The 17,469-nt window shown below is 62.4% G+C and carries 18 protein-coding genes; 16 read left to right on the forward strand and 2 right to left on the reverse strand.

Features of this window, described 5'->3' with window-relative positions:
• The first annotated feature begins 163 nt into the window (after positions 1–163).
• From ACG10_RS05230 to hisC, 10 genes are all read left to right on the forward strand, one after another.
• Entirely contained in the window at positions 164–973 is an 810-nt protein-coding gene (locus ACG10_RS05230; protein ID WP_089167411.1) for an ATP-binding cassette domain-containing protein, read from the forward strand.
• The gene (mlaE, locus tag ACG10_RS05235; protein WP_039805620.1) at positions 973–1,770 is read left to right on the forward strand and encodes a lipid asymmetry maintenance ABC transporter permease subunit MlaE; all 798 of its coding nucleotides are present in this window, start codon (positions 973–975) and stop codon (positions 1,768–1,770) included. Before ACG10_RS05230 ends, mlaE begins: the two co-directional genes overlap by 1 nt.
• Positions 1,770–2,240 carry an outer membrane lipid asymmetry maintenance protein MlaD gene (mlaD, locus tag ACG10_RS05240; RefSeq protein ID WP_039805619.1) on the forward strand — a complete coding sequence of 157 codons (471 nt, stop codon included), beginning with the start codon at positions 1,770–1,772 and terminating at the stop codon, positions 2,238–2,240. The genes mlaE and mlaD overlap by 1 nt, the downstream gene beginning before the upstream one ends.
• An 18-nt stretch (positions 2,241–2,258) precedes the next feature.
• Positions 2,259–2,906 (forward strand): MlaC/ttg2D family ABC transporter substrate-binding protein, encoded by a 648-nt coding sequence (locus ACG10_RS05245; protein WP_089167412.1) that lies wholly within the window; start codon positions 2,259–2,261, stop codon positions 2,904–2,906.
• Positions 2,903–3,211: an STAS domain-containing protein gene (locus ACG10_RS05250; protein WP_089167413.1), complete on the forward strand. Its 309-nt coding sequence runs from the start codon at positions 2,903–2,905 to the stop codon at positions 3,209–3,211. The genes ACG10_RS05245 and ACG10_RS05250 overlap by 4 nt, the downstream gene beginning before the upstream one ends.
• Positions 3,212–3,384: 173 nt before the next feature.
• Complete coding sequence (locus ACG10_RS05255; protein WP_089167414.1) at positions 3,385–3,624, forward strand: BolA family protein; 240 nt, start codon at positions 3,385–3,387, stop codon at positions 3,622–3,624.
• 20 nt (positions 3,625–3,644) lie between these two features.
• Positions 3,645–4,910, forward strand: a complete 1,266-nt coding sequence (gene murA / locus ACG10_RS05260) for a UDP-N-acetylglucosamine 1-carboxyvinyltransferase (RefSeq protein WP_089167415.1) — start codon at positions 3,645–3,647, stop codon at positions 4,908–4,910.
• A gap of 66 nt (positions 4,911–4,976) precedes the next feature.
• Positions 4,977–5,612: an ATP phosphoribosyltransferase gene (gene hisG / locus ACG10_RS05265; RefSeq protein WP_089167416.1), complete on the forward strand. Its 636-nt coding sequence runs from the start codon at positions 4,977–4,979 to the stop codon at positions 5,610–5,612.
• Positions 5,613–5,721: 109 nt separating this feature from the next.
• Positions 5,722–7,032: a histidinol dehydrogenase gene (hisD, locus tag ACG10_RS05270; protein ID WP_089167417.1), complete on the forward strand. Its 1,311-nt coding sequence runs from the start codon at positions 5,722–5,724 to the stop codon at positions 7,030–7,032.
• Between the two features lie 113 nt (positions 7,033–7,145).
• Positions 7,146–8,201: a histidinol-phosphate transaminase gene (gene hisC / locus ACG10_RS05275; RefSeq protein WP_089167418.1), complete on the forward strand. Its 1,056-nt coding sequence runs from the start codon at positions 7,146–7,148 to the stop codon at positions 8,199–8,201.
• A 43-nt stretch (positions 8,202–8,244) separates the two neighbouring features.
• On the opposite strand, the gene algW is transcribed toward hisC, so the two are convergent.
• Positions 8,245–9,393, reverse strand: coding sequence for a Do family serine endopeptidase AlgW (gene algW / locus ACG10_RS05280; protein WP_039805611.1), 1,149 nt, complete (start codon positions 9,391–9,393; stop codon positions 8,245–8,247).
• 111 nt (positions 9,394–9,504) lie between these two features.
• Between algW and ACG10_RS05285 the strand changes: the two genes are divergently transcribed.
• The 3 genes from ACG10_RS05285 (at position 9,505) to cysN (ending at position 13,221) form a co-directional block, all read left to right on the forward strand.
• Positions 9,505–10,263 carry a Nif3-like dinuclear metal center hexameric protein gene (locus tag ACG10_RS05285; protein ID WP_039805610.1) on the forward strand — a complete coding sequence of 253 codons (759 nt, stop codon included), beginning with the start codon at positions 9,505–9,507 and terminating at the stop codon, positions 10,261–10,263.
• A gap of 126 nt (positions 10,264–10,389) precedes the next feature.
• A complete protein-coding gene (gene cysD / locus ACG10_RS05290; protein WP_039805609.1) occupies positions 10,390–11,307 on the forward strand; it encodes a sulfate adenylyltransferase subunit CysD in 918 nt (305 codons plus the stop codon).
• A 12-nt stretch (positions 11,308–11,319) separates the two neighbouring features.
• On the forward strand, positions 11,320–13,221 hold the full coding sequence (gene cysN, locus ACG10_RS05295; protein WP_089167419.1) for a sulfate adenylyltransferase subunit CysN: 1,902 nt from the start codon (positions 11,320–11,322) through the stop codon (positions 13,219–13,221).
• Positions 13,222–13,428: 207 nt separating this feature from the next.
• On the opposite strand, the gene ACG10_RS05300 is transcribed toward cysN, so the two are convergent.
• Positions 13,429–13,869 carry a YhcB family protein gene (locus tag ACG10_RS05300; protein ID WP_089167420.1) on the reverse strand — a complete coding sequence of 147 codons (441 nt, stop codon included), beginning with the start codon at positions 13,867–13,869 and terminating at the stop codon, positions 13,429–13,431.
• A 228-nt stretch (positions 13,870–14,097) separates the two neighbouring features.
• Here ACG10_RS05300 and ACG10_RS05305 point away from each other — a divergent pair, with 228 nt between their 5' ends.
• The 3 genes from ACG10_RS05305 (at position 14,098) to zapE (ending at position 17,397) form a co-directional block, all read left to right on the forward strand.
• Entirely contained in the window at positions 14,098–14,730 is a 633-nt protein-coding gene (locus ACG10_RS05305) for an alpha/beta hydrolase (protein ID WP_039805606.1), read from the forward strand.
• Positions 14,731–14,749: 19 nt separating this feature from the next.
• A complete protein-coding gene (locus ACG10_RS05310) occupies positions 14,750–16,111 on the forward strand; it encodes a tryptophan--tRNA ligase (RefSeq protein ID WP_039805605.1) in 1,362 nt (453 codons plus the stop codon).
• Positions 16,112–16,272: 161 nt separating this feature from the next.
• Complete coding sequence (gene zapE, locus ACG10_RS05315) at positions 16,273–17,397, forward strand: cell division protein ZapE (RefSeq protein ID WP_039805604.1); 1,125 nt, start codon at positions 16,273–16,275, stop codon at positions 17,395–17,397.
• Positions 17,398–17,469 lie beyond the last annotated feature (72 nt).

Here is a 17,469-nt window from a genome sequence, read left to right on the forward strand (position 1 = left end):
CTTTCGCGGCGCGATTGCGACCAAAGCGGTCTATGGCGCCTGTATGCTTGGGACGCCGGTGCTGGCAGTGTTATAGTGCCCGCCAGTTCGGTCAAGCGGTACGGCGCCCTCCTGTCCTGGGGGCAGCGGCGTTTAGCCGAGGGGGTATTCACAAGGAGTCTAGATGAGCGACTCAAACGACTACGCAGTCATGCTGAAGGGGGTCTCCTTCAAGCGAGGCTCGCGCAGCATCTTCAATAATGTAGACATCCGCATACCGCGCGGCAAAGTCACTGGCATCATGGGGCCCTCGGGGTGTGGCAAGACCACTCTGTTGCGTCTGATAGCCGCCCAGCTCAAGCCGGAAAGCGGCGAAGTCTGGGTCAATGGGCATAACCTTCCGCATCTGTCGCGCAGCGAGCTGTTCGATGTGCGCAAGGAGATGGGGGTGCTGTTCCAGAGCGGTGCGCTGTTCACTGATCTGGATGTGTTCGAGAACGTTGCCTTTCCACTGCGTGTCCATACCAAGCTGCCGAATGAAATGATCCGCGACATCGTGCTGATGAAGCTGCAGGCGGTCGGCTTGCGTGGTGCCATCGACCTGATGCCCGACGAGCTTTCCGGCGGCATGAAGCGTCGTGTGGCGCTGGCTCGGGCAATTGCTCTCGATCCGCAGATTCTCATGTATGACGAACCCTTCGTCGGTCAGGACCCGATCGCCATGGGCGTACTGGTGCGGCTGATTCGCCTACTCAATGATGCCTTGGGCATTACTAGTATAGTGGTTTCCCACGATTTGGCCGAAACGGCCAGCATCGCCGATTATCTCTATGTGGTGGGCGATGGTCAGGTGCTGGGAGAGGGGACTCCCCAGGACTTGATGAACTCCAAGAATCCGCGCGTCACCCAGTTCATGAAGGGTTTGCCGGATGGCCCGGTGCCTTTTCATTTTCCGGCGCCCGATTATCACAACGACCTTCTGGGGAGGCGCTGATGCACAGGAGATCCCTCCTCGAACAGATCGCTCTGCTGGGTCGCTCCGCCATCGACGTGGTCGAGGCAATGGGGCGTTCCGCTCTGTTCCTGCTGCATACCATGCTCGGTCGGGGTGGTGCTGGCAGCAGTTTCCAGTTGCTGATGAGGCAGATTCACTCGATTGGTGTGCTGTCGTTGCCGATCATCGTCGTTTCTGGCCTCTTCATTGGCATGGTGCTGGCGCTGCAAGGCTATAACATCCTGGTCAGCTATGGCTCGGAGCAGGCGGTCGGCCAGTTGGTCGCCCTGACCCTGTTGCGCGAACTGGGGCCGGTCGTCACCGGCCTGTTGTTCGCTGGGCGTGCCGGTTCGGCGCTCACTGCGGAAATCGGCAACATGAAGTCCACCGAGCAGCTTTCCAGTCTGGAAACGATCGGCGTCGATCCACTCAAGTACATCATTGCGCCGCGCCTGTGGGCCGGCTTCATTTCCATGCCGCTGCTGGCCGCGATCTTCAACGTGGTCGGCATCTGGGGCAGTGCCATGGTCGCGGTGGACTGGCTGGGGGTCTACGAGGGTTCGTTCTGGGCCAGCATGCAGAGCAGCGTGGATCTTTACGACGACGTGATCAATGGTGCGATCAAGGGCGTTGTCTTTGCCTTCGTGGTGACCTGGATCGCCGTGTTCCAGGGTTACGACTGCGAGCCGACTTCGGAAGGAATCGGCCGCGCTACTACAAGAACAGTGGTCTATGCCTCGCTGGCCGTGCTGGGACTGGACTTCATTCTGACAGCCTTGATGTTTGGAGATAACTGATGCAAACCCGCACCCTGGAAACCGGTGTCGGCCTGTTCATCCTGGCAGGTATGCTGGCCCTCCTGTTGCTGGCACTGCGTGTCAGCGGCCTGACGGTCAGCACCAATGGCGATACCTACAAGCTCTATGCGTATTTCGATAACATCGCCGGCCTGACGGTCCGGGCGAAAGTGACCATGGCGGGCGTCGCTATCGGCAAGGTCACGGCCATCGACCTGGATCGCAACAGCTATACCGGTCGCGTGACTATGGAGTTGGAGAGGCGCGTCGACAATCTGCCGAGCGACTCCACGGCTTCCATCCTGACTGCGGGCCTGCTGGGCGAGAAGTATGTCGGTATCAGTGTCGGGGGCGAGGAGGAGTTGCTGAAGGATGGTGACTCCATCCAAGATACTCAGTCGGCATTGGTGCTCGAGGATCTGATCGGCAAGTTCCTGATGAACTCCGTCAACAAGGACAAAGAAGAATAGGTCACAGAGGATATCCCTATGCTTACTGTTTTGCGTCGTGGTTTTCTGGTGCTGCTGGCTCTCATGCCGCTGTTTGCAGCTGCATCGACCACCCCTCATCAGGTGGTGCAGCAGACCACCGATAACCTGCTTGGCGATCTGAAAAAGAACAAGGCCGCCTACAAAAGCAACCCGCAGGCTTTTTACGATGCGCTGGACCGGATTCTCGGGCCTGTGGTGGATGCCGACGGAATTTCCCGTAGCATCATGACCGTCAAGTATTCGCGCAAGGCGACTCCGGAACAGATGACCCGCTTTCAGGAGAATTTCAAGCGCAGCCTGATGCAGTTCTATGGCAACGCTCTCCTGGAGTACAACAATCAGGATATTCGTGTTCTGCCTTCCTCCGTGCCGGTCGAAGGTGACCGAGCCAGTGTCGGCATGGAGGTTCGCGATACTCAGGGTACCGTCTATCCGGTCTCCTACACCATGGTGAATAAGCAGGGCCAGTGGATGCTGCGCAATGTCATCATCAATGGCATCAACATCGGCAAACTGTTCCGTGATCAGTTCGCCGAGAGCATGCAGCGCAATGGCCAGAATCTGGACAAGACCATCGATGGCTGGGCTGATGTGGTAGCCAAGGCCAAGGATAGTGAAGAAGGCAAGAAGGCTGCGGGGCAATGAGCGAGGCCTCGATTCGCCAGGACGAACCTGGCGTGCTCGCCCTTGTCGGCGTGCTCGACTACAGCACTGGCCCGGCCCTGCGTCAGCAGGGGCGGGTACTGATCGGTGCAGCCGAGGCCAAGGACCTGGTGCTCGACTGTGCGGGCGTGGAAAAGTCCAGCAGTGTCGGGCCCTCCCTGCTGCTGGCCTATCTGCGTGACGCCAAGGCCGCTGGCAAGCGCCTGCGGATACGTGCACTGCCTCAGGACATGCGCGAGATTGCCCAGGTCTGCGGCCTGCTCGAGTTGCTGCCGCTGGATGCTTGATGGCTCGCACAGGGCTCTCCGTCGGGGCCGCTATTTGCAGGGTTCGCAGTAGGCGGGCTTTTTTGTAAGATGGGCGGCTTTCCGGGCGTCCAGGAAGCCGTGATCTCTCGATTCCGTTTGCTTTGCGCCGACATCCACCGCAGGAGTAATTCATGACAGCTTCCGAGGTATGCATGCAGCCCACCGAAGTCAAAAGCTTTCTGGAGAGTAGGCTGGCCGGCACCCAGGTCGAGGTGCAGGGGCAGGGTTGCGATTTTCAGCTCAACCTGATCAGCGATGAACTGGCCGGCATGAGTCCGGTAAAGCGCCAGCAACTGGTCTATGCCCAGCTGAACGACTGGATCGTCGATGGCCGCATTCATGCCATTACCATGAAATTCTTCAGTCGCGCCGCTTGGGCCGAGCGTTCCTGAGCCTGCCTGCGCGAGAGAACATGGACAAACTGATCATTACCGGCGGCCAGCGCCTCGATGGCGAGATCCGTATTTCCGGAGCAAAGAACGCGGCGCTGCCGATTCTGGCTGCGACCCTGCTGGCCGATACGCCGGTCACCGTCTGCAATCTACCGCACCTACACGACATCACGACGATGATCGAACTGTTCGGGCGCATGGGTGTGCAGCCGGTGATTGACGAGAAGCTCAGCGTGGAAGTGGATGCCAACAGCATCAAGACGCTGGTAGCCCCCTACGAGCTGGTCAAGACCATGCGCGCCTCGATTCTGGTGCTCGGTCCGATGCTTGCCCGTTTCGGCGAGGCCGAGGTGGCTCTGCCGGGAGGTTGCGCCATCGGTTCGCGGCCGGTCGACCTGCACATCCGTGGTCTCGAGGCGCTGGGTGCACAGATCGAAATGGAAGGTGGCTATATCAAGGCCAAGGCTCCGGCCGGCGGTCTGCGTGGCGGACACTTCTTTTTCGATATCGTCAGCGTGACCGGCACCGAAAACATCATGATGGCCGCCGCGCTGGCCAATGGGCGTACCGTGCTGGAGAATGCGGCCCGCGAGCCGGAGGTAGTCGATCTGGCCAACTTCCTGAACGGCATGGGTGCGCAGATCAAGGGGGCCGGTACTGACACCATCGTCATTGAGGGCGTCAAGCGTCTGGGCGGCGGTCGTTACAGCGTGATGCCCGATCGCATCGAGACCGGTACCTATCTGGTGGCTGCGGCCGCTACCCGGGGGCGGGTCAAGCTCAAGGATACCGATCCCACTATCCTCGAGGCGGTACTGCTCAAGCTGGAAGAGGCGGGTGCGCAGATCGATACCGGCAACAACTGGATCTCGCTGGACATGAAGGGCAACCGACCCAAGGCGGTGAACGTACGCACTGCGCCGTACCCGGCGTTCCCCACCGACATGCAGGCCCAGTTCATTTCCCTGAATGCCATTGCCGAGGGCACGGGAACGGTCATCGAAACCGTGTTCGAAAACCGCTTCATGCATGTCTACGAGATGAATCGCATGGGCGCGCGCATTCTGGTGGAGGGCAATACCGCTATCGTCACCGGCGTGCCGTGTCTGAAGGGCGCTCCGGTCATGGCCACCGACCTGCGAGCCTCCGCCAGCCTGGTGATCGCCGGGCTGGTAGCCGAGGGGGATACCCTGATCGATCGCATCTACCATATCGATCGTGGCTACGAGTGCATCGAGGAAAAGCTGCAGCTGCTCGGCGCCAAGATCCGCCGCATCCCCGGTTAGGACCGGCGCCTGGCATGGCGCCGATCTCGGCCCGCGATGGGGTCAATATCTAAGGACATCTGTTTCATGCTTACCATTGCCCTGTCCAAAGGCCGGATTCTCGACGACACCCTGCCGTTGCTCGCCGAAGCCGGTATCGTGCCGATCGAGAATCCGGACAAGAGCCGCAAGCTCATCATTCCGACCAGCCAGGATGATGTACGCTTGCTGATCGTCCGCGCCACCGATGTACCGACCTATGTCGAGAACGGTGCTGCCGACCTGGGGGTGGCCGGCAAGGATGTGCTGATGGAGTATGGCGGTCAGGGGCTGTACGAGCCGCTCGACCTGAAGATTGCCAATTGCAAGCTGATGACCGCGGGCAAGGTCGGTGCCGGGGCGCCCAGCGGGCGTCTGCGGGTGGCCACCAAGTTCGTCAGCGTGGCCAAGCGCTACTATGCCGAGCAGGGGCGCCAGGTAGACATCATCAAGCTCTATGGTTCCATGGAGCTGGCGCCGCTGGTGGGCTTGGCCGACAAGATCATCGACGTGGTCGACACCGGCAACACCCTGCGTGCCAACGGTCTGGAACCCCAGGAGCTGATCGCCACCATCAGCTCGCGGTTGATCGTCAACAAGGCCTCGATGAAGATGCAGCATGCGCGCATCCAGGCTCTGATCGATACCCTGCGCGAAGCCGTCGAGAGTCGACACCCGGCCTGATCCCGACCCGCCAACGCCTATCCGTGTCATAGCGAAATTTCTCGGGTGCCCGCGCGGAAGGCTTGCTAGGCTAGCGGCGCCCGAGTTCCAGCCATTCAAGAGGCCCGTTATGACCGCACCCATCGCCCTTCGCCGACTCGATGCCGCCGATCCGGATTTCCCGCGCCATCTGGATCATCTGCTGAGCTGGGAAAGCGTTTCCGATGAGGCCGTCAACCAGCGTGTGCTGGACATCATCCAGGCCGTGCGCGAGCGTGGCGATGCTGCCGTGGTCGAGTTTACCCGGCGCTTCGATGGCGTCGAGGCCGGCTCCATGGCTGAGCTGATCCTGCCGCGCGAGCGCCTGGAGCTGGCTCTGACGCGTATCTCTCCGGAGCAGCGCGAGGCCCTGGAAAAGGCTGCCGAGCGTGTGCGGCTCTATCATGAAAGGCAGAAGCAGGACTCTTGGACCTATACCGAGGTTGACGGCACCGTACTCGGCCAGCAGGTCACGCCTCTGGATCGCGCCGGGCTGTATGTGCCGGGCGGCAAGGCGGCGTATCCATCCTCGGTGCTGATGAACGCCATTCCAGCCAAGGTGGCCGGTGTTGCCGAAGTGGTTATGGTAGTGCCGACCCCGCGTGGCGAGCTCAACGAACTGGTGCTGGCCGCTGCCTGCGTGGCCGGCGTTGATCGGGTGTTCACCATCGGTGGTGCCCAGGCCGTGGCCGCGCTGGCCTACGGTACCGAGAGCGTGCCGCAGGTGGACAAGATCGTCGGCCCGGGCAATATCTACGTGGCCACGGCCAAGCGTCATGTATTTGGCCAGGTCGGCATCGACATGATCGCAGGCCCTTCGGAAATCCTCGTGGTCTGCGACGGTCAGACCGAGCCGGACTGGATCGCCATGGACCTGTTCTCCCAGGCCGAGCATGACGAGGACGCCCAGTCGATCCTGGTCAGCCCGGACGCCACTTTCCTCGGGCGGGTGGCTGAGAGCATCGCCCGCCTGCTGCCGACCATGGAGCGCGCCGAGATCATCCGTACCTCGCTGGAGGGGCGCGGCGCGCTGATCCAGGTCGCCGACATGGAGCAGGCCATCGCCGTGGCCAACCGCATCGCTCCCGAGCACCTCGAGCTGTCGGTAGCCGAGCCGCAGCAGTGGCTGCCGAAGATCCGCCATGCCGGCGCCATCTTCATGGGCCGCTACACCGCCGAGGCGCTGGGCGACTACTGCGCCGGCCCCAACCACGTGCTGCCGACTTCCGGTACCGCACGCTTTTCTTCGCCGCTGGGCGTGTATGACTTCCAGAAGCGCTCATCGATCATCTTCTGCTCGGCGGACGGGGCTTCTGCGCTGGGCAGGACCGCCTCGGTGCTGGCCCGTGGCGAATCGCTGACCGCCCATGCGCGCAGCGCCGAGTACCGGATCAAGGGCTGAGGCCGCCCCCGAACTCGTAGGAGCCGGCTTGCTGGCGATTCATGTCCGAGAAGATCGCCAGAGAGCTGGCTCCTACGCAAAGCAGACCGAACCGCATTCGAGGAGAGAAGGGCGTGAGCAAATTCTGGAGCCCCTTCGTCAAGAACCTGGTGCCCTACGTACCGGGCGAGCAGCCGAAGCTGAGCAAGCTGGTCAAGCTCAATACCAACGAAAATCCCTACGGGCCGTCGCCTCGGGCGATTGCCGCCATGCAGGCCGAGCTGAACGACAGCCTGCGCCTGTACCCGGACCCCAATGGCGAGCGCCTGAAGCAGGCAATTGCCGACTACTATGGTGTGCAGGGCAGTCAGGTATTTGTCGGCAATGGCTCCGACGAAGTGCTGGCGCACATCTTCCATGGACTGTTTCAGCATGGCCGGCCGCTGCTGTTCCCCGACGTGACCTACAGCTTCTATCCGGTGTACTGCGGTTTGTACGGGATCCCCTTCGAAACCGTGGCGCTGGACGAGCAGTTTCGCATCCGCGTCGAGGACTATGCGCGGCCCAACGGCGGGATCATCTTCCCCAATCCCAATGCGCCGACCGGATGTCTGCTGTCGCTCGAGGCCATCGAGCGGCTGCTCGAGGCCAACCCGGACTCGGTGGTGGTGGTGGATGAGGCCTACGTGGATTTCGGCGGCGAGACGGCGATCGCGCTTGTCGACCGCCATGCCAACCTGCTGGTCACCCAGACCCTGTCCAAGTCGCGTTCCCTGGCCGGGCTACGGGTCGGTCTGGCGGTCGGCCACCCCGAGCTGATCGAGGCATTGGAGCGGATCAAGAACAGCTTCAACTCCTACCCGCTGGACCGCATGGCCATCGTTGGGGCGGCTGCGGCCTTCGAGGATCGCGCCTACTTCGAGCAGACCTGCCGCCAAGTGATCGCCAGCCGCGAACAGCTGGTTGGTGAGCTGCAGCGCTTGGGCTTCGAGGTGCTGCCGTCGGCAGCCAACTTCGTCTTCGCCCGACATCCCGGGCGCGATGCCGAGGGGTTGGCGGCAGGGCTGCGCGAGCAGGGGGTTATCGTCCGTCACTTCAAGCAGGAGCGGATTCGCCAGTTCCTGCGCATCACCATCGGTGCCCCCGAGCAGAATCAGGCGTTGATCGATGCGCTGGCAGGCCTCTGCTGAGTCGTAGGTGGCACTTCTCTTGTCCGTTTCCGGGCAGGGTGCTTTACGGCTGTACGGCGGTGGGCGGTGGGCGCAGGCCAATCTCGGCGGTCAGGGTCAGGGCTTGGCCGTTGCGCAGGATCTCGATCTCGATGGTCTCTCCCGGTCGAGTCTGGGCGACCTGATTCATTGCATGGCGCCCGTCGGCGGCTGGCTGGCCGTCGATGCTGACGATCAGATCGCCCGGTTGCAGACCGGCCCGCTGGGCAGGGCCGTCCCGGTAGATGCCGGCAATGACGATGCCCGGCCGGCCCTCGAGGCCGAAGGATTCGGCCAATTCCTTGGTCAGTGGCTGCACTTCGAGACCGAGCCAGCCACGAATCACCTGGCCATGCTTGATGATTTCCTCCATCACCTCCAGAGCCAGCTTCGCCGGAATTGCGAAGCCGATGCCCTGGGAACCGCCTGATTTGGAAAAGATGGCGGTATTGATGCCAATCAGGTTGCCATTAGCATCGATCAACGCGCCTCCCGAGTTGCCCGGATTGATCGCCGCATCGGTCTGGATGAAGTCCTCGTAAGTGTTAAGCCCCAGCTGGTTGCGCCCGGTGGCACTGATGATGCCCATGGTCACGGTCTGGCCGACGCCGAAGGGGTTGCCGATGGCCAGGGCGATATCGCCGATGCGGATACTGTCGGAGCGCCCCAGATGCATGACCGGCAATTCGTCCAGATCGATCTTGAGCACGGCCAGGTCAGTTTCCGGGTCGTTGCCGATCACCCGGGCAAGGACTTCCCGGCCGTCCCTCAGGGCGACGACGATCTGGTCGGCACCGGCGGTGACGTGGTTGTTGGTCAGCAGATAGCCCTCCTGGCTCATGATTACCGCGGAACCCAGACTGGACTCCAAGCGCCGCTGGCTGGGCAGAGAGTTGCCGAAGTACTGCTGCAGCAGTGGGTCATCGAACAGCGGCTGGCTCGGTTTCTTGACGACCTTGGTGGTATACAGGTTGGCTACCGCCGGCGCGGCGCTGCTGACGGCGTTGGCATAGGATGCGGGGCTTTGTGGGGAAAGGATGGGCAGGGGGGGCTGCTGTCCGTTGCCGTTGCGTTGCGGCAGGCCGACCCACTCCGGATAACGCTGGATGATCAGCAGGGCCAGCAGCACTCCGACCGCCAGGGGCCAGCCGAGAAAACGCAGGGCCTTTAGCATGGAGCGGGAGTCCTTGGGGTTGCGAGGGCTAAGGGGGGACCGTAAGGTGCGCCATTATACGAGTGAGCCGCCGACTGGCTAGCGGCTCGCAAACCTTTCATGGAGACATCGATGGCCATTGCCCTGTCCGAGCTGGTGAAGGAAACCGATCGCTATCTGGCGGCGTCCGGCATGACCGATTATTGCCCGAACGGCTTGCAAGTCGAGGGCCGGGCCTGGGTCGCCAGAATCGTCAGCGGCGTGACGGCCAGCCAGGCGCTGCTGGATGCCGCAGTCGAGGCAGAGGCGGATCTGGTGCTGGTGCATCATGGCTATTTCTGGCGCAACGAGAACCCCTGCGTCGTCGGCAGCAAGCGCCGCCGGCTGCAGACCCTGCTGAGCAACGACATCAGCCTGCTGGCCTATCATCTGCCACTGGACGTGCACCCCGAGGTGGGCAACAACGTGCAACTGGGCGAGCGCCTCGGGCTGCGCGTGGAGGGGCCGCTGGAGCCGGGCAATCCTCGCTCGGTCGGTCTGGTCGGCAATCTGCCCGAGCCACTCGCGCCACAGGAGTTCGCCCGCCGAGTGCGGCAGACGCTGGATCGCCAGCCCCTGCTGATCGAGGCCGACCGGCCGATCCGGCGCATTGCCTGGTGCACCGGGGCGGCGCAGGGGTATATCGAGCAGGCGATCGCCGCCGGCGTGGACGCCTACCTGACTGGCGAGGTTTCCGAAGCCACCGTGCACAGTGCGCGGGAGAGCGGCATCAGCTTCCTGGCGGCAGGGCACCATGCCACCGAGCGCTACGGCGTGCAGGCCCTCGGCGAATACCTGGCACGGACCTTCGGCATCGAACACCTGTTCGTCGATTGTCCCAACCCGGTCTGAGCGGTAGCTATATCTCTAGATCGTTTTGATCTAAGCGGTGAACCTATTAGAAGAATGGACTGTGCTAGAGTGCGCCAACGTCCCACGGCCCGCAGGCCGTAACCCATCCGCAATCCGTGAGTAGCCATGGTCGACAAACTGACGCATCTGAAACAGCTGGAGGCGGAAAGCATCCACATCATCCGTGAGGTGGCCGCCGAGTTCGACAACCCGGTGATGCTGTATTCCATCGGCAAGGATTCTGCCGTCATGCTGCATCTGGCGCGCAAGGCCTTTTTTCCGGGCAAGCTGCCATTCCCGGTGATGCATGTCGATACCCAGTGGAAGTTCCAGGAAATGTACAAGTTTCGCGACAAGATGGTCGCGGAGATGGGCCTGGAGCTGATTACCCATGTCAATCCCGAAGGGGTGGCGCAGGGTATCAACCCCTTTACCCACGGCAGTGCCAAGCACACCGATATCATGAAGACCGAAGGTCTCAAGCAGGCCCTCGACAAGTACGGCTTCGACGCTGCCTTTGGTGGTGCCCGGCGCGACGAGGAGAAGTCCCGCGCCAAGGAGCGCGTCTACTCCTTCCGCGACAGCAAGCACCGCTGGGACCCGAAGAACCAGCGCCCCGAGCTGTGGAACGTCTACAACGGCAAGGTGAAGAAGGGCGAGTCGATCCGCGTGTTCCCGCTGTCCAACTGGACCGAGCTGGACATCTGGCAGTATATCTACCTGGAACAGATTCCCATCGTGCCGCTGTACTTCGCCGCCGAGCGCGAGGTCATCGAGAAGAACGGCACCCTGATCATGATCGACGACGAGCGTATCCTCGAGCATCTCTCCGACGAGGAGAAGGCGCGCATCCAGAAGAAGATGGTGCGCTTCCGCACCCTCGGCTGCTACCCGCTGACCGGCGCCGTGGAGTCCACCGCCGCCACCCTGCCGGACATCATCCAGGAGATGCTCCTGACCCGCACCTCCGAACGCCAGGGCCGGGTCATCGACCATGATGGTGCCGGTTCGATGGAAGAAAAGAAACGTCAGGGCTACTTCTAAGGTCTTCGCCTCATGTCGCATCAATCCGAACTGATCAGCGAGGACATCCTCGCCTACCTGGCCCAGCACGAACGCAAGGAACTGCTGCGCTTCCTCACCTGCGGCAATGTCGACGACGGCAAGAGCACCCTGATCGGCCGCCTGCTGCACGACTCCAAGATGATCTACGAGGATCACCTGGAAGCCATCACCCGCGACTCCAAGAAGGTCGGCACCACCGGTGACGAGGTCGACCTGGCGCTGCTGGTCGACGGCTTGCAGGCCGAGCGCGAGCAGGGCATCACCATCGACGTGGCCTACCGTTATTTCTCGACCGCCAAGCGCAAGTTCATCATCGCCGACACGCCCGGACACGAGCAGTACACCCGCAACATGGCCACCGGGGCGTCCACCTGCGACCTGGCGATCATCCTGATCGACGCCCGCTACGGCGTGCAGACCCAGACCCGCCGGCACAGCTTCATCGCCTCGCTGCTGGGCATCCGGCACATCGTGGTCGCCATCAACAAGATGGACCTGATGGATTTCGATCAGGGCGTCTTCGAGCGCATCCAGGCCGACTACCTGCAGTTTGCCGAGCGTCTCGGCCTCAAGCCAAGCTCGCTGCACTTCGTGCCGATGTCCGCCCTCAAGGGCGACAATGTGGTCAACCGGAGCGAGCGCGCGCCTTGGTATCAGGGCCCGTCGCTAATGGAAATCCTCGAGACCGTCGAGATCGCCGCCGACCGCAACCTGGCCGACATGCGCTTTCCGGTGCAGTACGTCAACCGGCCGAACCTGAACTTCCGCGGCTTCGCCGGTACCCTGGCCAGCGGCATCGTGCACAAGGGCGACGAAGTCGCCGTGCTGCCCTCGGGCAAGACCAGCAAGGTGCGCTCCATCGTCACCTACGACGGCGAGTTGGAGCAGGCGATTCCCGGCCAGGCGATCACCCTGACCCTGGAGGACGAGATCGACGTGTCGCGCGGCGACATGCTGGTGCATGCCGATAACCGCCCGCAGGTCACCGACGGCTTCGAGGCCATGCTGGTGTGGATGGCCGAGGAGCCGATGCTGCCGGGCAAGAAGTACGATATCAAGCGCGCCACCAGCTATGTGCCGGGCAACATCGTCGGTATCGAGCACCGTATCGACGTCAACACCCTCGAGCACGCGCCGGCCAGCGAGCTGAAGCTCAACGAGATCGCCCGCGTGCGGATCAGTCTGGACGCGCCCATCGCCCTCGACGGCTATGAGTACAACCGCACCAGCGGCGCCTTCATCGTCATCGACCGCCTGACCAACGGCACCGTTGGCGCCGGCATGATCGTCGCCGAGCCGCTGTCCGGGCAGAACGCCGGGAATCACCACGGCCGGCTTGCCCATGTCAGCGCCGGGGAGCGCGCCGCCCGCTTCGGCCAGCAGCCGGCCACGGTGCTGTTCACCGGCCTGTCCGGTGCCGGCAAGAGCACCCTGGCCTATGCCTTGGAGCGCAAGCTGTTCGACATGGGCCGAGCGGTCTATGTGCTGGACGGGCAGAACCTGCGCCACGACCTGAACAAGGGCCTGCCGCTGGATCGCGTCGGGCGTGCCGAGAACTGGCGGCGCGCCGCTCAGGTGGCCCGGCAGTTCAACGAGGCTGGCCTCTTGACCTTGGCCGCCTTTGTCGCCCCGGATGCCGAGGGGCGCGCCCAGGCCCAGGCGCTGATCGGCGCCGAGCGGCTGATCACCGTCTATGTACAGGCCTCGCCGTTGGCCTGCCGCGAGCGCGATCCGCAAGGGCTGTATGCTTCCGGCAGCGACAACATTCCCGGCGAGTCCTTCCCCTACGACATACCGCTGGATGCCGATCTGGTGATCGATACCCAGCATCACTCGGTGGAGGAGGGGGTGAAGCAGGTGCTCGAACTGCTGCGCAGCCGCGGCGCCCTCTAAGACGACCTGCCGTCTCGACAAGGCCCTCGCAGCCCCCGGCTGCGAGGGTTTTGGGGGCTCAGATGCATCATCTTCTAGAAGAAGGCTGTCTTGGTGTTCAGGGGGTAGTCCGCTCCCTCTGGCAGGCTGGCGTGCATTCGGGCGCAGACACAAGCACTCCCCGGGCATGCACAGCCAGGTTCGTCAGCGCCGCTCGTCGGCCAGGCTTCAGTGCTTGCCTTTCAGGCCGAATTGCTCGTCCAGCATGCCGGGGGCGTTGGCGATCTTGGGGGCATAATCCTTGGGCGCTTCGGGTGCCGTTGCGCCGGACAGGCGCTCATGATCGCCGAGGCTCTCTTGGTTCTGCAGCGTGGCGAGCAGGCGCTGGCGGGTCAACTCGTCGAGCGCGAGACGGCTGGCACCCTCGGACAGGTGTTCCTGAATTTCCGCATAGCTCTGGGTGAGCTTCTTCACCAGGCTGGCGGTGGTGTTGAAGTGGGTGATCACCTCATTTTGATAGGTGTCGAAGCGCTCCTGCAACTCGTCCAGCTGGCGTTGTGTCCGGCCGGGTGCCGCATTGGGCAATAGACGAGCGGCAACGAAGCCGATGGTGATGCCGACAAGCAGGGTGAGGGCCGGTAGCAACCAGGCCATGAGCGTCTGTTCCACGATCCTTCCTCTATAGGCTTCTTTGTTTTACGTTAGCGGCTCCAGTCTGCCCTGTATAGCCGGTCTAGACGCATGCAGCGATTCGTGCCGTCATTGCGCAAGCCTAGTCATGGTCCGGCACGAATGCCGCTGCAGCACATCTTTGTGCTGGGCGGTCTTTCCGCGGGGGGCGTGGCGATCCAACCATCCAAGACGAGCCGGCCCCAGGCGGGCTCACGGAGATACAGTTTGTCGAATCGTGAAAGTTCCCTGTTCATCGATGGGCCCTGCGGTCCGCTCGAAGCGCTCTACCTCGAATTGCCGCAGGCCCGTGGCCTGGCTCTGCTCTGTCATCCCAATCCGGTGAAGGGTGGAACCATGCTGAACAAGGTCGTCTCCACCCTGCAGCGCACCGCCCGGGATGCCGGTTACAGCACGCTGCGCTTCAACTACCGTGGCGTCGGCGCCAGCGCAGGCAGTCACGACATGGGCAGCGGCGAGGTGGATGATGCCGAAGCCGTCGTTCAGTGGGTACGCGAGCAGTGGCCGCAGCTGCCCTTGAGTCTGTTCGGCTTTTCCTTCGGCGGCTACGTCGCGCTCAATCTCGCGGAGCGCCTGGCTGCACAGGGGCAGGTGCCGGAGCGGATATTCCTGGTCGCGCCGGCGGTGATGCGCTTGGAGAGCGAGACAATGGTGCCGCCACAGGGCAGCAGTCTGACGGTCATCCAGCCGGAGCAGGACGAGGTGGTCAGTCCGCAACTGGTCTACGACTGGTCGGCAGCCCTGCAGCGTCCCCACGAGTTGCTGAAAGTGGCAGAATGCGGGCATTTCTTCCATGGCAAGCTGGGCGAGTTGAAGGACTTGGTCAGTTCACGCCTTTGAGCATAGACAAGCGCACACCATGACCACTCGAATCCTCACCGGTATCACCACCACCGGCACTCCGCATCTCGGCAACTACGCTGGCGCCATCCGCCCGGCGATCGTTGCCAGTCGCGACCCCCATGCCGACTCGTTCTATTTCCTCGCCGACTACCATGCGTTGATCAAGTGCGACGACCCGGAGCGCATTCAGCGCTCGCGTCTGGAAATCGCCGCCACCTGGTTAGCCTGCGGGCTGGACGCGGAGAAGACGACCTTCTACCGCCAGTCGGACATTCCCGAGATAACCGAGCTGACCTGGCTGCTCACCTGCGTGACGGCCAAGGGTCTGCTCAACCGTGCGCATGCCTACAAGGCCTCGGTGGACAAGAATCTTGAGGTCGGCGAGGATCCCGATGCCGGGGTGACCATGGGGCTGTTCAGCTATCCGGTGCTGATGGCGGCAGATATCCTGATGTTCAACGCGAACAAGGTGCCGGTCGGTCGCGACCAGATCCAGCACGTGGAGATGGCGCGTGATATCGGGCAGCGCTTCAATCATCTGTTTGGCCGGGGTAGTGAGTTCTTCACCCTTCCGGAGGCGGTGGTCGAGGCGGAGGTTGCCACCCTGCCGGGGCTCGACGGCCGTAAGATGTCGAAGAGCTATGACAATACCATTCCTCTGTTCGGCTCGGCCCGTCAGTTGAAGGATGCCATCGCTCGCATCATCACCGATTCGCGAGAGCCGGGTGAGCCGAAGGATCCGGACAGCTCGCATCTGTTCACGCTCTACCAGGCGTTCGCCGCGCCCGAGCAACTCGCCGGATTCCGTGCCGATCTGCTTGCCGGTCTGGCCTGGGGGGAGGCCAAGCAGCGCCTGCTCCAGTTGCTGGAAAACGAATTGGGTGAAGCTCGCGAGCGCTACCAAACGCTGATTGCGAGACCACTTGACTTGGAGGACATTCTCCAGGCTGGTGCGGCCAAAGCGCGCAGGATCGCTACCCCCTTCCTCGGCGAGCTGCGCGAAGCGGTTGGATTGCGCTCGTTCCGTAGCGACGTGCGTAGTCAGGCTGCCAGCGGCAAGAAGAAAGCGGCAAAAGCCGCGCGTTTCGTCAGTTTCCGCGAATCCGATGGAAGGTTTCGTTTCCGTTTCCTGGCTGCCGATGGCGAGGAGTTGCTGTTGTCGCGGCCGTTTGACGATCCCAAGGCGGTGGGGCGGATCAGCCAGCGGTTGATTGCTCTGGGGCCGGATGCGCTCGAATTGCGTGCCGATGAGGGCGCCCAGTTCAGTCTCTGGCTGGACGGCGAATGCATGGCCGACAGTCCGGTGTATGCCGATCCGGATGCCTTGGAGGCAGCCATGCTGCGCCTGCGGGAAGCGATTGCAGGGCTTGCCGACTGATTGCCGTGCGACCCTGTGCCGGATTTTCAGCCTTCGGCTCGGATGGTCGCGAACCTTTGAACTCTTGATGAGGGTGGCCCGTTTTGAACGACTTGACGACATTCCCAACAGCCGAGGGCGCCGCCAAGGCGGCCTCCCCACGACTCGATGCCGATTCTGCCATGACTCCCCTTGAGCGCTATCAAGCCGACCTGAAACGCCCGGATTTCTTCCACGATGCCGCTCAGGAAAACGCTGTGCGTCACCTGCAGCGCCTCTACGACGAGTTGATCAGCGCCGGTCCGCAGGGGCCGGCTGCGGGCAGCAAGCTTGGATTGTTCGACAGGCTGCTCGGCAAGAAGCCGCAGAGTTTGCAAAAGGGCCCGGTCAAGGGCATCTACTTCTGGGGGGGCGTGGGGCGCGGCAAGACCTATCTAGTCGACACCTTCTACGATGCTCTGCCCTTCGAGCAGAAGATGCGCACCCATTTCCATCGCTTCATGAAGCGGGTGCACGAGGAAATGAAGACCCTCAAGGGTGAGAAGAACCCGCTGACCATCATTGCCCAGCGCTTTGCCAGTGAGGCTCGGGTCATTTGCTTCGACGAATTCTTCGTGTCCGATATCACTGATGCGATGATTCTCGCCACCCTCCTGGAGGAGCTGTTCAAGAACGGCGTGAGCCTGGTGGCCACCTCCAACATCGTGCCGGACGGCCTCTACAAGGACGGCCTGCAGCGTGCCCGTTTCCTGCCGGCGATCGCCTTGCTCAAGGAGCACACGGAGATCGTCAACGTCGACAGTGGCATCGATTACCGCCTGCGCGCCCTGGAGCAGGCCGAGTTGTACCACTGGCCGCTGGATGCCGAAGCGGAGAGGAGCCTGGAGCGCAGTTTCAACAGCCTGCTCACCGAGCACTGTGCGGTGAAGGACAACGATGTCCTGCTGATCGAGAGCCGCGAGATTCGCGCACGTAAAACCGCCAACGACGTGGCCTGGTTCGAGTTCCGCGAGTTGTGCGACGGTCCGCGCAGCCAGAACGACTACATCGAGCTGGGCAAGATCTTCGAGGCAGTATTGCTGTCGAATGTTGAACAGATGAATGTTTCCAAGGACGATATGGCGCGGCGTTTCATCAACTTGGTCGACGAGTTCTACGACCGCAATGTCAAGTTGATCATTTCTGCCGAGGTCGAGCTCAAGGATCTCTATGCTGGCGGTCGTCTGGAGTTCGAATTCCAGCGCACCCTTAGCCGCCTGCTGGAGATGCAGTCCCACGAGTTCCTCGCGCGGCCGCACAAGCCGTGATCGATAGGGCCGCCACTGGGGCGGCCCTTGCCGTTGTAAAGTGTCGTCTGGAGATTTCTGCTTGCCGGCCAA

The sequence above is a fragment of the Azotobacter chroococcum genome (assembly GCF_002220155.1).
Lineage (GTDB): Bacteria > Pseudomonadota > Gammaproteobacteria > Pseudomonadales > Pseudomonadaceae > Azotobacter > Azotobacter chroococcum.

Bases quoted from the DNA above. Each gene is read 5' to 3' on its own strand.
- ACG10_RS05230 (WP_089167411.1), top strand. From the start codon at position 164: ATGAGCGACTCAAACGACTACGCAGTCATGCTGAAGGGGGTCTCCTTC.
- mlaE (WP_039805620.1), top strand. From the start codon at position 973: ATGCACAGGAGATCCCTCCTCGAACAGATCGCTCTGCTGGGTCGCTCC.
- mlaD (WP_039805619.1), top strand. From the start codon at position 1,770: ATGCAAACCCGCACCCTGGAAACCGGTGTCGGCCTGTTCATCCTGGCA.
- ACG10_RS05245 (WP_089167412.1), top strand. From the start codon at position 2,259: ATGCTTACTGTTTTGCGTCGTGGTTTTCTGGTGCTGCTGGCTCTCATG.
- ACG10_RS05250 (WP_089167413.1), top strand. From the start codon at position 2,903: ATGAGCGAGGCCTCGATTCGCCAGGACGAACCTGGCGTGCTCGCCCTT.
- ACG10_RS05255 (WP_089167414.1), top strand. From the start codon at position 3,385: ATGCAGCCCACCGAAGTCAAAAGCTTTCTGGAGAGTAGGCTGGCCGGC.
- murA (WP_089167415.1), top strand. From the start codon at position 3,645: ATGGACAAACTGATCATTACCGGCGGCCAGCGCCTCGATGGCGAGATC.
- hisG (WP_089167416.1), top strand. From the start codon at position 4,977: ATGCTTACCATTGCCCTGTCCAAAGGCCGGATTCTCGACGACACCCTG.
- hisD (WP_089167417.1), top strand. From the start codon at position 5,722: ATGACCGCACCCATCGCCCTTCGCCGACTCGATGCCGCCGATCCGGAT.
- algW (WP_039805611.1), bottom strand. From the start codon at position 9,393: ATGCTAAAGGCCCTGCGTTTTCTCGGCTGGCCCCTGGCGGTCGGAGTG.
- ACG10_RS05285 (WP_039805610.1), top strand. From the start codon at position 9,505: ATGGCCATTGCCCTGTCCGAGCTGGTGAAGGAAACCGATCGCTATCTG.
- cysD (WP_039805609.1), top strand. From the start codon at position 10,390: ATGGTCGACAAACTGACGCATCTGAAACAGCTGGAGGCGGAAAGCATC.
- cysN (WP_089167419.1), top strand. From the start codon at position 11,320: ATGTCGCATCAATCCGAACTGATCAGCGAGGACATCCTCGCCTACCTG.
- ACG10_RS05310 (WP_039805605.1), top strand. From the start codon at position 14,750: ATGACCACTCGAATCCTCACCGGTATCACCACCACCGGCACTCCGCAT.
- zapE (WP_039805604.1), top strand. From the start codon at position 16,273: ATGACTCCCCTTGAGCGCTATCAAGCCGACCTGAAACGCCCGGATTTC.